13 protein-coding genes and 1 pseudogene are annotated in these 13,621 nt (G+C 59.5%); 2 read left to right on the forward strand and 12 right to left on the reverse strand.

Annotated features, from left to right (window positions below):
- Positions 1-60 precede the first annotated feature (60 nt).
- Positions 61-966: a LysR family transcriptional regulator gene (locus ACZ9BX_RS23495; RefSeq protein ID WP_476220439.1), complete on the reverse strand. Its 906-nt coding sequence runs from the start codon at positions 964-966 to the stop codon at positions 61-63.
- A gap of 37 nt (positions 967-1,003) precedes the next feature.
- A pseudogene (locus ACZ9BX_RS23500) lies at positions 1,004-1,979 on the reverse strand (LysR family transcriptional regulator).
- 39 nt (positions 1,980-2,018) lie between these two features.
- Here ACZ9BX_RS23500 and ACZ9BX_RS23505 point away from each other — a divergent pair.
- Entirely contained in the window at positions 2,019-3,386 is a 1,368-nt protein-coding gene (locus tag ACZ9BX_RS23505) for an MmgE/PrpD family protein (RefSeq protein WP_476220440.1), read from the forward strand.
- 381 nt (positions 3,387-3,767) lie between these two features.
- Here ACZ9BX_RS23505 and ACZ9BX_RS23510 read toward each other — a convergent pair whose 3' ends face one another.
- The gene (locus tag ACZ9BX_RS23510) at positions 3,768-3,956 is read right to left on the reverse strand and encodes a hypothetical protein (RefSeq protein WP_476220442.1); all 189 of its coding nucleotides are present in this window, start codon (positions 3,954-3,956) and stop codon (positions 3,768-3,770) included.
- Positions 3,957-4,064: 108 nt separating this feature from the next.
- Between ACZ9BX_RS23510 and ACZ9BX_RS23515 the strand changes: the two genes are divergently transcribed.
- Positions 4,065-4,958: a LysR family transcriptional regulator gene (locus ACZ9BX_RS23515; protein ID WP_476220444.1), complete on the forward strand. Its 894-nt coding sequence runs from the start codon at positions 4,065-4,067 to the stop codon at positions 4,956-4,958.
- 98 nt (positions 4,959-5,056) lie between these two features.
- Here the strand turns inward: ACZ9BX_RS23515 and ACZ9BX_RS23520 are convergent, their stop codons facing one another.
- The 9 genes from ACZ9BX_RS23520 to ACZ9BX_RS23560 all read right to left on the reverse strand — a co-directional run bounded on the left by ACZ9BX_RS23520 (position 5,057) and on the right by ACZ9BX_RS23560 (position 13,584).
- A complete protein-coding gene (locus tag ACZ9BX_RS23520; RefSeq protein ID WP_476220446.1) occupies positions 5,057-7,303 on the reverse strand; it encodes a xanthine dehydrogenase family protein molybdopterin-binding subunit in 2,247 nt (748 codons plus the stop codon).
- Positions 7,304-7,317: 14 nt separating this feature from the next.
- Complete coding sequence (locus ACZ9BX_RS23525) at positions 7,318-7,791, reverse strand: (2Fe-2S)-binding protein (RefSeq protein ID WP_476220447.1); 474 nt, start codon at positions 7,789-7,791, stop codon at positions 7,318-7,320.
- Positions 7,792-8,176: 385 nt separating this feature from the next.
- Positions 8,177-8,506, reverse strand: coding sequence for a c-type cytochrome (locus ACZ9BX_RS23530; protein ID WP_476220448.1), 330 nt, complete (start codon positions 8,504-8,506; stop codon positions 8,177-8,179).
- Positions 8,507-9,342: 836 nt separating this feature from the next.
- On the reverse strand, positions 9,343-10,320 hold the full coding sequence (locus ACZ9BX_RS23535; RefSeq protein WP_476220450.1) for an alpha/beta fold hydrolase: 978 nt from the start codon (positions 10,318-10,320) through the stop codon (positions 9,343-9,345).
- Positions 10,321-10,536: 216 nt separating this feature from the next.
- A complete protein-coding gene (locus ACZ9BX_RS23540) occupies positions 10,537-10,668 on the reverse strand; it encodes a winged helix-turn-helix transcriptional regulator (RefSeq protein ID WP_476223016.1) in 132 nt (43 codons plus the stop codon).
- 463 nt (positions 10,669-11,131) lie between these two features.
- Positions 11,132-12,022, reverse strand: a complete 891-nt coding sequence (locus ACZ9BX_RS23545) for a LysR family transcriptional regulator (RefSeq protein ID WP_476220451.1) — start codon at positions 12,020-12,022, stop codon at positions 11,132-11,134.
- Positions 12,023-12,154: 132 nt separating this feature from the next.
- Positions 12,155-12,472, reverse strand: coding sequence for a hypothetical protein (locus ACZ9BX_RS23550; protein ID WP_476220453.1), 318 nt, complete (start codon positions 12,470-12,472; stop codon positions 12,155-12,157).
- A gap of 29 nt (positions 12,473-12,501) precedes the next feature.
- Complete coding sequence (locus ACZ9BX_RS23555) at positions 12,502-12,966, reverse strand: nuclear transport factor 2 family protein (protein ID WP_476220455.1); 465 nt, start codon at positions 12,964-12,966, stop codon at positions 12,502-12,504.
- Between the two features lie 69 nt (positions 12,967-13,035).
- Entirely contained in the window at positions 13,036-13,584 is a 549-nt protein-coding gene (locus tag ACZ9BX_RS23560) for a carboxymuconolactone decarboxylase family protein (protein ID WP_476220457.1), read from the reverse strand.
- Positions 13,585-13,621: the final 37 nt, after the last annotated feature.

Genomic DNA, 13,621 nt, shown 5'->3' on the forward strand with positions numbered 1-13,621 from the left:
AATGCGATCTCAACCGAAGCGGCTGCTTTTCAGCCAAAAATTCGAGCTAATCATTTGATTTCAAATTTCTTTTTGAGAAAGTTTGATCTGTCGTTTTAAGGCATCGCTCAGAGCGTGGGCGGCAATCGAGAGCGGCGTTCCGACCGCCCTCGCCAATCCGAATTCCTGGGTCGCGCGTGGGACAAAAGGACGGTGAACCACCGGCAGGTGGCGATAGAGATTCGCATAAAAGCTGCTGATGATCGTTACCCCGAGGCCATGTGCGACGTAGGAACAGGCGGAACTGTTGGTGTGCGTCTCGATCTTGACGATCTGCTTGACGCCTGCCCGCCGGAAGGTCTGGTCGAGCGCCATGCGGTTCGGCCGTTGGCGGCCAATCAAAATGAGAGGAACGTCGCGCAAATTCCTGACCGTGATTTCCTCCAGTTTCGCAAGAGGATGATTCTTCGGAACGACGCAGACGCTTTCGCCGATCGCAACACGCTCGACCTCGATGCCCGGTCCGCTCTCACCCTCCATGCGCAGAAAGCCGAAATCGATCACCCTCTGCTCGACGAGCTTGTTGATCGCCGTCGTCGTCTCGAAGAAGGTTTCGATCCGCACACCGGGGAAATCGCGGACGTAATCGACCAGCATTGCCGGCGCGAAATGCTCCCACATGCTGCTCGGCAGACCGATGCGGACGATCTCCGGGCCGGCGGCGCCGCTCCTCAGATCCTCCGCATGACCCGACATTCGATCGACCGCCAGCAATATGTTCTCGGCATCGCGGGCAAGAAGCAAGGCCTCGGGGGTTGGGAGGAGACGGCCTTTGTCGCGGACGAAAAGCGACATCGAAAGATCCGCCTCGAGCTGCTGGAGGAGGCGGCTGACACCGGACTGGCTGAGACCCATCGCCTTTGCCGTGGCAATCGTCGACCCCGTCGCCAGAAGCGTGCGCAGGACTTCCAGTTGCTTGATATTCATGCGTTTATGATCCCCCGGAACGGTTCAAGCACCGTCATCATGGCCAGTCCGAAATGCTTTGAAGGAAAAGGCTGGCGGCCTTGGGCATCGGAAATTTCTCTCCGCTGATCAGCGCGTAAGCAACCCGCAGTTCCGGTTCGAGCGGAATGAACTTCAGCGGCAGCGTCGCATATTCGCGGGCGATGATCTCGCCGACCAGCGCAATGCCGAGCCCCTGCGCGGCCAGCGCACAGGCGCTCGCCACTGAATGCGCCTCGAGCAAGGGGCGTTGACGGATGCCAGCCTTGTAGAACAACGCCTCCAGCTCATGGCGAACCGGTCGCTCCCTGTTCAGCATGATCAGATCCTGCCCTTTCAGGTCGCCGACCGACAATACGCCGCTGCCGGCCTTGGGATGATCGTTGTGCAGGGCGCAAATGATCCGTGACGACAGGACCTTCTCCTGTTTCAATCCCGGACTCATCAGCGGCAGACGTGCGAAACCGAGATCGGCCTCGCCGTCGGCCACCATCCGTTCTATTGCCAGATAGCTGCCGGATGCGACTTCGACGCGCATCGGACCATTCGCTGCGAGAAAGTTCTTCACCAGCTTTGGAATGCGCGTCGAGGACAGGCTGGCGGGAAAGGCGAGCCGCAGCATGATCTCGCGGGATCGACCGCTCTCGAGCTCTATCGCCGCCGTTTTCAAGGCGCGTAGCCGGTCGGAAATGGCGCGGATTTCCGGGCCGAGCTGCAGCCCCTCGCGGGTCGGTTGAAGCCGGTTCTTTTCCCGTTCGAAAAGCCGGACGCCGAGATAGTCTTCCAGTTGCTGCAACAAGCGGCTGGCGTTCGATTGCGAGATCCCAAGCTCGACGGAGGCGGCGATCGTCGAGCCCGTCGCGGCGATGGCGTCATAGGCCGCGATATGCTTCAGGCTGATCGCCGCACTCGTGTCTCGCGCCATTCTATCTCCAATTACCGATAGCCCTACCCGCAAACCGCATAAGATTGCGGACCTGCGGAAAGTTGAACATTTTCCGCTGAGAACCAAACTCACGGAAAGACTTTCGTCAATGGCCACCATTCTCCGGAAGATCGCGGAACAGGTCCTGTCGCGAACGACGTTCTCAAACCTCGCCATGGACCGGGCCAGAGATGCTGCAGTGGACACCATCGGCTGCATGATTGCAGGCAGGGGCGATGAAAGCGTTGCCGCGCTCACCCGCGCCTTCGACGGGGAAATCGCCGGAGGCGGCGAAGCGCGGCTCGTCACGGGCGGCTCCGCCTCGCCCTCTTTCGCCGCACTCATCAACGCAACGGCGGCTCATGCGCTCGATTTCGATGACAATTTCCATCCGGCGAGAGCGCATGCTTCCGCGGTGCTGGTGCCGGCGCTGCTGGCGGTTCTGACGAGCGGCCAAGCCACAAGCGGAAGACGGTTTCTCGAGGCCTACCTGGCCGGGCTGGAAGCGCAAGCGGCAGTCGGCTTTGGCGTCAATCCCTCTCACTACAACAGAGGCTGGCACGCAACGGCGACGGTCGGCAGCATCGGGGCCGCGGCTGGCGTAGCGCGGCTTCTCGGCGCCGGCGAAGACGCCTTAGCCGCGGCGATGAGCGTCGCGACGAGCTTCGCCTGCGGCCCGAAAGGGCAATTCGGCACGACCGCCAAACCGCTTCACGCCGGCATTGCCGCGCGCAATGCCGTGGACGCGGCGCGCATGGCGCTTGCGGGCATGAGCGGGCGGCCGGATATCCTCGAACGGCCGCAAGGCTTCCTCGATCTATTCGGGGGCGATGATGCCAAGGGCTGGGAGGGACTGACATTCGAAGAGGAACATATCATCGAGAGCCGGGGCGTGGTGACCAAGCGCCATCCCTGCTGCGCCTCGACCCATCGCGCGATCGACGCGCTTCTGGATCTGAAGCAGGAGCATGGGCTTCTGGCGGGCGACATTGCCGGCATCGAGGCGAAAGTCGGCATATCCGCTGCCCGCAACCTCGCTTATCCCGACCCCACCGACGAGATGCAGGCCCGCTTCTCGATGCAATATTGCCTGGCGACAGGTTTCCTCAAAGGCTCCCTTAGCCTTTCGGACTTTACACGGCAGGCGATCGGGCGGCCGGAGGTCCGGGCGTTCATGCCGCGTATCGAAATGCAGTCCTATTCGACTGACGAGGAAAAAGGCGTGGAGCGCCTCCCGCACATGGTCACTGTCACAATGCGCGACGGCCGCATTTACAGGAAGTCCCGCTTGCACGCCAAGGGATCGCGCGAAGCGCCGATGAGTGATCACGAACGCAAAGTTAAGTTCATTGATTGCTTACACTGGGCAAATCGGCGCAATTCCGAAGCCTCGTACCAACAGCTTTGCGCTCTGGCGGATTTTGAAACCCTGTCTTGCGACAACGCATTCTGGAACTTGATCTCAGATGGCTACTGATCCCGAAAAAGGTAAGCGCCATGGGATCACCAAATTTGGATCAAGGGTAGCAGCGGGACAAAGTTTTTCGGGGCGAGAAGGTGAACTTGTTTGCTTGTTGCTTGTTTGATCCTTTGCTCTTGATTGGAGCAGAACCGGCGACCTGCCATTAATGACGAGATTCTGCTGAGTCCCTCCGCTGTAGCAGCAATAAGCTGGTCACGTAATGGACGAGGCACACAAACAGCCCCCATAATTGCGGCCTGGTGCAGAAAGAACCGCAGCGCTTCCTCCTTAAAATTCCAGAAGTTTATCGTCATTTCGCTATAAGCCGCGACCGCATTCCCGTGACGATCCAGCTGTAGACGCCGTAGGCCGCGATGACTGGCGCCAGGGTGCGGCCTATCCGCGTCCGGCCGGCGTTGCAAACTCCAAGCCGAGCCATGAACCCCCAGAGGCCATGATCAGGGTCCAGCGCATGCCGACATGGACGGCGACGACCGCCAGCGCCCAATAAGCAGCGAGACTATGGAGCTGGCGGGCACCGAACCAGCTGGTGAGCAGCAGGACAGGGGCGGCCTGCACGGTCAATCTTTCTCTTGATCGCCGCTTCAACGGCTGTGAGACACAGAGATAGCAATGGCGACAAGCATTGATTAGTCGCTATAATCTGCATGAAGTCAGAAATGGGATTGATCAATGAGGCACGGTGATTTTAGTGAACTTGCAGCCTTCATCGCCGTCGCCGAGGCCGGCAGTTTCACCCGCGCGGCCGCCAAACTGGGGCTCTCCCAATCCGCGGTCAGCTACTCAGTCAGGATGCTGGAGCAGAAGCTGGGGGTGCGGCTGATCTCTCGCACCACGAGAAGCCTGTCGCTGACGGACGCCGGGCAACGCATGCTGCGAAACCTCCGTCCGGCGTTCGATCACATCGAAAGCGAGATCGCAGCTGTCACCGCACTTCGCGACAAGCCTGCGGGTACGATCCGCATCACTACGTTTCGATATGCCGCCACAAGCGTGCTCTGGCCCGTCGTCACCAAGTTCCTGTCGGAATATCCGGACATCGAGATGGAAATCATTCTTGACGAGGGCCTCACGGATATTGTGGCGGACCGGTTCGACGCAGGCATCCGGGTTGGCGAGCAGGTCCAGAAGGACATGGTGGCCGTCAGGATCGGCCCGGACCTGCGCATGGCAGTCGTCGGGTCGCCATCCTACTTCGCGAACCACAAAATCCCGCAAACGCCCCGCGAACTCGGGGAACACCGGGGCGTGAGTTACCGCCAGACCACTGGAGGCGGATTGTACGCATGGGAGTTCGAGCGCGATGGAGAAGAACTCCAAGTCAGAATGAATGGGCCGCTCATTTTGAATGATGGACTCATGCTGGAAGCCGCTGCCTTAGACGGGCTGGCGCTTGCCTACACATTCGAAGATCAGGTGTCGCAACATATCGCAGACGGCCGACTGATCCGGGTCCTGGAAGACTGGTGCCCGCCATTCCCTGGCTATCACCTTTATTACCCGAGCAGACGTCAGCACACGGCTGCGTTTGCTCTACTCGTTGAAGCGCTTCGTTTTAAAGGCTAGAGCGAATTGGGATTAACGTCATATTGGGCGTCTCGGTCCCGTGCACCACTCATCACTCTGGCGGCGCACAGGACCAGATCAGCTCATCCGATGTTGGTCTAAGCGAGGTTAAAAGGCATCTGCCGTACCGGCTTACCCGTGAGCCGCGAAATGGCATTGGCAAAAGCCGGGGCCAAAGGCGGCAGGCCGGGTTCGCCCATGCCTGTCGGGGCTTCGGCACTCGGTACGATGTGGACGTCGAACTCCGGCACGTCAGTGATCCTTGCCACCGTGTATTCGCTGAAGTTGCTTTGCTCCACAACACCGTCCTTGAGCGTGATTTCCGAGCCAGGAAGGCACGTCGACAGACCCATGATCGCCGCGCCCTGAACCTGCGCTTCTACTGTCCGGGGATTGACCGCCAGATTGCAGTGAACCCCGGCGGTGACCCGATGCAGCTTTGGCTGTCCATCGGCGACGGAGGCTTCGACCACATATGCCACCACGGACGAAAAGGACTCATGCACGGCAACGCCCCATGCCCTGCCTTCCGCCAAGTTCTTGCTGCCGTAACCGCTCTTGTCTACGGCGAGCTGCAGTGCATCGCGATGACGAATGTGCTCCTCGCCAAACATCTTCATACGGTAGGCGACCGGGTCCTGCTCGGTGGCGCGCGCTATATCGTCAAGCAAGGTCTCCATCACGAAAGCCGTATGGGTGGAGCCAACGCTACGCCACCAGAGAACCGGCACGTTGGCAACAGGGTGATGGACTGTTAGACGCATGGGAAGCGGATATGGATTCCGCATCCCCTCGGTCGTGGCGGCATCGATGCCGTTCTTCACCTGGAATTGCTCGAACACGGTTCCTGTCAGGATGGACTGGCCGACGATGGTGTGGTCCCAGGCCAGCACGTTGCCCTGCCTGTCAAAACCGATGCGGGCGCGATGAAGGTGCGTCGGGCGGTAGTAGCCGCCCTTCATATCGTCCTCGCGGCTCCAGAGCATGCGCACCGGTGCATCGATCCCTGCCGCCCTGGCGGCCTTGGCAATCTGACAGGCCTCCATTGCCGTGTCGCTGCTGCTCGAGAAGCGTCGACCAAAGCCGCCACCCGATGTGAGCACATTCACCACGACCTGTTCCGGCTTGAGGCCGAGCACGTTTGCGGCAACGCCTGCATCAAGCCCGGCACTTTGACTCCCCATCCAAATCTCGGCACGATCCTCAGAAAGCTGAACCGTACAGTTCAGCGGCTCCATCGCCGCGTGAGCGAGATACGGGAACACGAACTCGGCATCCAGGGTGAGCGGTGCCGTTTCCAATGGCGCCATATCGGCATCGAACTGGCGCGGGCCGGGTTTAGTGGCAATCTCGCGAAACTGGGCAAGCTGCTTTTCGCTATCGACCTTTTCGACAGCCGATGTGTCCCATTTCACCTTCAGGGCATCACGGCCCTGACTGGCCTGCCAATACCCGTCCGCGATAACAGTCACGCCCTCGGCGTCGCGATCCAACGGAATCCGCAAAACAGTTCTTACGCCCTTTATTGCGCGTGCTGCACTATCGTCCAGGGAAGCAATCGTGGCGCCAAACACCGGTGGGCGCGCGACAACGGCCGTCAATTGTCCTGGTAGCTTAAAGTCAATGCCAAAACTCTGCTGGCCACTGCTCTTGGCCTGCGCGTCCAGTCGCTGAGTGGGCTTCCCAATGATGCGGAAATCCCTCGGGTCCTTCAGCGCTATCTTCTGGGGCACTGGCAGCGCCATCGCCGCCTCGGCGAGCTCTCCATAACCAAGCTTACGGCCATCGGAGGCGAGAACAGCACCGGCTTCGGTCCGCAGCGTTGCAACCTCCGCGTTCCAGCGGGCGGCCGCCGCAGCAAGGAGCATGGCGCGGACGCGCGCACCCAGTTCGCGATACTGCGTAAAGCTGTTCTTGATCGTGTTGGAACCTCCGGTGAGATGCATGCCGAAGAGCGGATCGACGTAGGCCCCGTCATTGGTGCCGAGCTGGCTACGCACAAGGCTCCAGTCCGCATCGAGCTCTTCTGCCAGGATCATCGGCAATGCCGTCTGGACGCCCTGGCCGAATTCCAACCGATTGATCGTGACCGTCACTTCGCCATTTGGTGCTATCTGAACAAACGCAGAAGGCAGCTCCGTAGGCTTCAAGCCCGCTTCAGCGGCGTCGGCGGACTGCGCGACGGCAAGATGGGGGAAAACGCCGACGGCCAAACCGAGGGCTCCCGTCAATTTGAGGAAACTCCGGCGCGGCATCGCCGGGACAATCGTTGAGCGTCCTTTTTCCAGTATGTGCTGCAGGGCACGCGGCAGTTGGCTATATTCTATGTTCGGGTTCGGCAACATATGGAGCGTCTCCTTTAAATGAGAGTGCTGGCAGCGTCGGCTATGGCGGCGCGGATTCGGACATAAGTTCCGCAGCGACATATGTTGCCTTCCATTGCAGCATCGATCTCAGCGACAGTCGGCTGCTTGCCTTTTGGCAGGGACGCGAGGAACGCAGCGGCGCTCATAATCTGACCACTCTGACAGTAGCCGCATTGAGCCACATCGTTCTTTACCCAAGCGGCATGAACAGCGGCGCCAACGCGGTCGGTGCCGTCGGTCACCTTTTCGATCGTGGTGATGCTCGCGCCCTCGGCAGCGGAGAGTGGCATGCTGCAGGAGCGGACGGCCTCGCCGTCGAGGTGAACCGTGCACGCGCCGCAGAGCGCCGCACCGCAGCCAAACTTGGTGCCGGTCATGCCGAGCGTGTCACGCAGGACCCAAAGGATCGGCGTCTCGGGGTCGGCATCGACCTCGTGCTGGCTGCCGTTGATATTCAGTATGATCATGGCTGGTCGGATCTCCTATAGTTTCTACGGCTCTGCTCCGTGCTGGAGGCTTATCAGCTGGTCGTTAGAACCAGTCGTACTAAGGAAAGCGCGCGGCGGGTGCCGACGCCAACCTGAGAGATGAACAGGACGCCGTCGGCCAAATGCCTGCTCTCCCCGGCGACGATAGCTCGTCCGGCGGCCGCGGATTAGTTTGCGCATACTGCATGTGGTTAGAAATGCGGCTTCTGAATGCGATGCAAAAGCGCGGGCAATCATGTCAATCCGCGATCGGCACACGACATCCCAAGCCGCCTTCCATGCCCTTCCAAGCACGCCATGCCTGGCCGGGCTGCTCGCCTACCGGGACAGGGACTTCAGGTAAGCGATGATATTCTGCCGATCCTCAGCCTTGGGCACGCTCACGGTCATTATAGTCTTCGGTACAACATCGCCGGGCGCTGCGAGGAACCGATCCAATGTGGCCTCGTCCCACACCAGTCCAAATGTCTTTCATGGCTGCCGAATAGCGGACGCCCTCCACAGAGCCTGCGGCACGCCCAACAACACCGCCGAGCCCGGGCCCCGCCTTTTTCTGATCGGTGGTCGAATGACAGGCGGAACAACGCTGAAAGGCTTTTTGCCCCAAGGCTGGATCTCCCTCGGCTAGGGCAGGAACTATCGTTGACACAACGACCAGAAAAGGGGCCGCAACAGAAACCAAAATTTTCGACATGCGTGTTCCTCTTCAATAAGCGGCGCGAAGCCGAAAGGATGGAGTTGCGCCGTCGCGGGTGGCGATGATGGTTCACGCAAACGCCTGCGGACCACCGCGACGAGCCAACTCCTGAATTATCGTCATGTGCAACGAGGATACGCCGCCGATGGAAGGGGGATTAGATGTGACTATTCGCATGCGCTTAGAAATCGGATTTCTGAATTCGCGGATGTAATCCGTCTGCAACGTGAGGCGAGCTAGCAGTAGTCGATCTACGACCGTGTGATTTAGCCCAAGAAGTACGGTTCCAACACGTCGGCCATCCATGCACTCAATGACATCGGCGGGAAGGCGCCCCGCCCGGCCACGCCTTCCTTTGATCGACGGGTCCAGGCTCGGCAGCAACTCGTGCACGCGCGGCGAAGGAGTTAGATTCCAGATGTCCAGAAGAAAGCAATTCAAAGGGATTTGCCTCGACATCCTCGGTTTGGTAACAGACGCGCCTTCTTCCAGACGGATAACGACGGAACCTGCCATGATCTCGGGGGCGACTGGCGTTTTTGATCGGCGGCTGGGAAACGGGCGGATCGACGATCACCGCTGCAGACTCTACCGGGTCCTCGGGTGCGGGCGGAACCAACTTGCGCTGCCGCGCCATTGTTCGCCAAGTGGACGGGTGGTTCGGCTTCAAGCCACGCCGCTCTGCGACCTCATTCACATCGCGCCGGGCCGAAGGCTCTCCGAAACGATCTGCCCCTTGACCTCGTCCGGCCTCTAGGCCGTTCTCGAACCACGCTCTATGCTCGCCTAAGAACAGAAGGCCGCGCAGCTGCCTGAGCTGCGCGGCTTCGAATTCAATTACCTTTTGCGACTTTCCGGTCGAGGAAGCCGTGAATGAGCGGAGCCATCACGTCCAGTTTGTCTTCCAGCGCGAAATGTCCGGTGTCCAGAAGATGCAGTTCGGCGTCCGGAAGGTCGCGGAGATAGGGATGTGATCCCTGATGGGGGAAGATCATGTCGTTCTTTCCCCACACGATAAGCGTCGGGGGTTTACGTTCGCGGAAGAAAGCCTGGAACTGCGGGTAGAGGGGGACATTGGTCCTGTAGTCATAGAATAGATCCAGCTGAATGTCCTTATTGCCGGAACGATCAAGTAGTGCCTGATCATGAACCCAGTTGTCTGGACTGATGCGGGTCAGATCCCTGACACCGTCGGTGTACTGGAACTTCGTGATCTCCAGCGTCACGAGACCGGAAAGCGCCTCGCGGCTTTCCTTCGTCCCATCAGCCCAATATTTTTTGATCGGATCCCAGAATTCGCGGAGGCCTTCATCATAGGCATTCCCATTCTGGACGATGAGGGCGGCCACGCGATCCGGATGTTTCAGGGCGAGGCGATAGCCGACGGGCGCGCCGTAATCCATGACATACATGGAATACTTCTTGGCTCCGATGTGATCGATCAGACCGTCCACAAGGTCGGTATAGTGGCCGAACGTATAGGCGAATTTCGTGTGGTCGGGAGCGTCGCTTTGGCCGAAGCCCGGATAGTCCGGAGCAATGACACGATAGCGATCCGCAAGCAGCGGGATCAGGTTGCGGAACATGTGCGAAGACGTCGGGAAGCCATGCAGCAGGACGACCACTGGGCCGTCTTTCGGACCGGCTTCGCGATAGAAGATGTTCACGCCATCAATCGCTGCCGTCCGGTAATGGACGGTTGCGGGAGCCTGCTGCGTGATGGCTGCTTGGTTGGGGGTGGCCGACGAGGCAAAGGACATTGGCGCAAAGCTAACGGTTGCCAGCATTAGGGTCGTGATCAGGCGTGTCATGGTAGGTCTCCTTCGGGTTTGAGGTGCCAGCTACGACTGGCCTGGAGACAAACATATCCATTCACGAGAAAACGATAATCTGCTCAATTTGGAAGTGATAATTACAATACGTGAAACAATGACCGCAATCATCCAAAGGGCTAAGCAAAGAGTAGGATCGATCCCGGCCTTCCTGATCCGCGCGAAGTTGGTCCCTGAACGAGTAACTCCAATCCCTCATGGCCAACATGACCGAAGTAAGGTTTTGCCAAACTCGGCCAGGGCATATTCAACTCTCGGCAGGACTTCTACGAACACCGTGCGTTCGATAATCCCGTCCGCTTCCAGCGCCCGAAGCTGGATCGTCAGCGAACGTTGGCTCGATCTCCCATCAAGCGTCGCAACTCACCAAACCGGCGCGGACCCATCCAGGAGCCAATAGATAATCATCGTGGCCAACATCGACACTGTGGTTGCGTGCCTAGCTCGGGAGGCCGTAGCATCGGGCCGATGCGACCGAAGATGCGGGTGCGAGGCTCTCGATCCCCTTTGTCTCTGCCCTTCTCGGCGGCTTTGCCTTACGCCGTTTTATTTTTACACCACGCCCGAGACGAGTGTTCTGCAAGGGGCTGACGAGATCACGGCCTGCATCGCTTCGGGGGTACAGGCCCGCAATTGCGATGAAGCTGCCGCCGGATTAAATCGCAGACGCGCATGAGGCCGCAGGAAAGCGGCAAATCCTTCGGCAAGATTTTGATCGAGGTGTGACTGGCGATTTCCACCAGGAGCTTTTCGATGTGGCGCCACGTCTGCGCGCGAACCGACAGTGGTGCTAGTTCAGCAGCCGGTTTTCCCGGAGGCGTGCCGCTGCCATGTCCACGAAGGCCCGAACCTTGGCAGGCGCGTGCCGCCCTTCCGGATAAAGGATATGGATGGGCATTGGCGGCTCTTCATAGTCGCTGAGAACGATCTGCAACTCCCCCGCAAGCAGGGCCGGGCCGATTTGATAATGCAAGGCCCTGGTCAATCCCCAACCTGCCCGGGCCGTCGCAATCGTGGCTTGGTTCGTATTGCACTGAAGGATGGGCTCGATCGTCACACGCTGGTCGTTTGCGAAGCGCCATTCCGGCGAAGCCCAGGCGCTTGTTGAAGCCGCGATGCGATGGTTCTTCAGGTCCGCAGGCGTGCTTGGCACGCCATGCCGGTCGAGATAGCTCGGGGATCCGCATATGACGTGCCGAACGGCTCCGACCTTGATAGCTGTAAAACCTGAGTCGGGGAGATGGCCTATACGAACGGCGACATCCACCCCTTCTTCGACGATGTTGACGGGGCGATCGATAAACAGCGTCCTGGCGCGGATCGTCGGATAGGCATTCAAGAACTCGGTCACGATAGGCAACACGTACATCTGCCCAAACAGCGCGGATGCCGTGATTGCCAGGGTTCCAGTCGGAGTAGCGTAGGAGCCACCGGCTGCCGCCTCTGCCTCCGCGATATCCGCCAATATCCGACGGCAATCCTCGAAATACCGTGTCCCTGCCTCCGTCATCTTGACGGAGCGCGTCGTGCGAACAAACAGGCGTGCGCCGATGAGATCCTCAAGCGCTGCAACGGCCCGCGTCACCGCCGGCGCGCTCATATGCATGTGGCGCGCGGTCTCCGCAAAGCTCTCGGTTTCCGCAACCTTTGCAAAGACTCTCATCGCCTGCCATCGATCCATTCGCCCCCCTCAAGATCGCTCGTGCTGATTGAACACGACCATTGCACATAGGTTTGTATCAATCTCGAAACAGGTCTCGCAAGACTGTTTCGAGATTTGATTGCAATGACATGACACAAGGGCCGGGGGAGGCTATGCGGATTTCAACAGGGATCGGTCCATGTACGAGGTGGCCATCTTTTCAATGTCCGCGCAGACCTGGGCGCCAAGACCTGCTCTCATGGCGCGCGCGCGTCGTTCATCGTTTGTCGCGAGCGCCAAAGCGATCGCTCTGGAAAGCTGGAAATCGAAGCTCGAGCCGCTGCGCACCATGTCGATTTCCGCCCCGGTCATGCCGAGCGCTTTTGCATCGTTCTCCTGCTGTCGGATGAAAACACCATCACCGCTGGCGGCGGTGAGCGCGAGCTCAATCGATAATCGTGCTCGCGCATCAAGCTTGAATCCTGTCATGGCGGTGATCTCTGCAATGCGCGTTTCGCCTAGAAACCAAAGTCGCTCAGGCCAGGATAATCATCCGGCCGACGACCGAGCGGCCAGCGGAACTTGCGGTCCGCTTCCGTGATCAGGTGTTCATTGATACTTGCGTGGCGCGCCCGCATCAGCCCATCCTCGGCGAATTCCCAGTTCTCGTTGCCATAGGCACGAAACCACTGCCCGCTGTCGTCGCGGTATTCGTAGGCATAGCGAACGGCGATGCGGTTGCCCTGGAACGCCCAAAGCTCCTTGATCAGGCGGTAATCCAGTTCACGGTGCCATTTGCGCGTCAGGAAGGCTTCAGCCTCTGCGCGGCCTATCAGAAACTCGGCGCGGTTGCGCCAGCGCGTGTCGACGGTATAGGCGAGCGCCACCTTGGCGGCATCGCGGCTATTCCAGCCATCCTCGGCTAGGCGGACCTTTTCGATGGCAGTCTGTTCATCAAAAGGAGGAAGTGGCGGACGAGACATGGGTCAATTCCTTTGGGTTTAAGAAGGGGTGGTTGGGTGGCCGCGGACAGGCGACCACCCGTCAGTCGGTCATGCTGCAAGGCGATCGATGCGGGGGAAATCGATCTCTGTGCCCAGAGCTTCGTTGACGTAGTTCGTGAACGTGTTCAGCGCGACATGCGCAATGATCTCGAGAATTTCCGCATCGCTGTAACCGACGGCGCGAACCTTTTCGACTCCGCCGAGTGCCACCGAGCCGCGAGCGTCGACAAGGGCGCGGGCGAATTCGACAGCGGCGGCGGCCTTCGGATCATTCGAGGTGCCGCGGCGGTTCGCTTCGATCTCGCTCTCGTCCAGCTTGGCGAATTTTGCGCCTGTATAGGTGTGCGCTGACAGGCAGTAGTCGCAGCCATTGGCCTCGGCCATGGTCAGTGCGATCCGCTCGCGGGTGGCCGGAGCCAGCTTCCCCTTTCCGAGCGCGCCTTGCAGCGCGGTCAGACCGTTCAAAGCGGCAGGGCTGTTCGACACCAGCCGGAAGATGTTCGGCACGGAGCCGATCTGCTTCTGAATGGCTTCCAGGATGGGGCGGGAAGCTTCCGGTGCATCGCTTATAGTAGCAGGTGTGGGAATGCGTGACATTTCTATCTCCTTGATTTTAGAAACGAAAGGCTATCCT

The sequence above is a fragment of the Rhizobium sp. USDA 3886 genome, assembly GCF_056279785.1.

Coding starts and splice junctions, on each gene's coding strand:
- ACZ9BX_RS23495 (WP_476220439.1), bottom strand. CDS start 966: ATGAATATCAAGCAACTGGAAGTCCTGCGCACGCTTCTGGCGACGGGG.
- ACZ9BX_RS23505 (WP_476220440.1), top strand. CDS start 2,019: ATGGCCACCATTCTCCGGAAGATCGCGGAACAGGTCCTGTCGCGAACG.
- ACZ9BX_RS23515 (WP_476220444.1), top strand. CDS start 4,065: ATGAGGCACGGTGATTTTAGTGAACTTGCAGCCTTCATCGCCGTCGCC.
- ACZ9BX_RS23520 (WP_476220446.1), bottom strand. CDS start 7,303: ATGTTGCCGAACCCGAACATAGAATATAGCCAACTGCCGCGTGCCCTG.
- ACZ9BX_RS23525 (WP_476220447.1), bottom strand. CDS start 7,791: ATGATCATACTGAATATCAACGGCAGCCAGCACGAGGTCGATGCCGAC.
- ACZ9BX_RS23530 (WP_476220448.1), bottom strand. CDS start 8,506: ATGTCGAAAATTTTGGTTTCTGTTGCGGCCCCTTTTCTGGTCGTTGTG.
- ACZ9BX_RS23535 (WP_476220450.1), bottom strand. CDS start 10,320: ATGACACGCCTGATCACGACCCTAATGCTGGCAACCGTTAGCTTTGCG.
- ACZ9BX_RS23545 (WP_476220451.1), bottom strand. CDS start 12,022: ATGGATCGATGGCAGGCGATGAGAGTCTTTGCAAAGGTTGCGGAAACC.
- ACZ9BX_RS23550 (WP_476220453.1), bottom strand. CDS start 12,472: ATGACAGGATTCAAGCTTGATGCGCGAGCACGATTATCGATTGAGCTC.
- ACZ9BX_RS23555 (WP_476220455.1), bottom strand. CDS start 12,966: ATGTCTCGTCCGCCACTTCCTCCTTTTGATGAACAGACTGCCATCGAA.
- ACZ9BX_RS23560 (WP_476220457.1), bottom strand. CDS start 13,584: ATGTCACGCATTCCCACACCTGCTACTATAAGCGATGCACCGGAAGCT.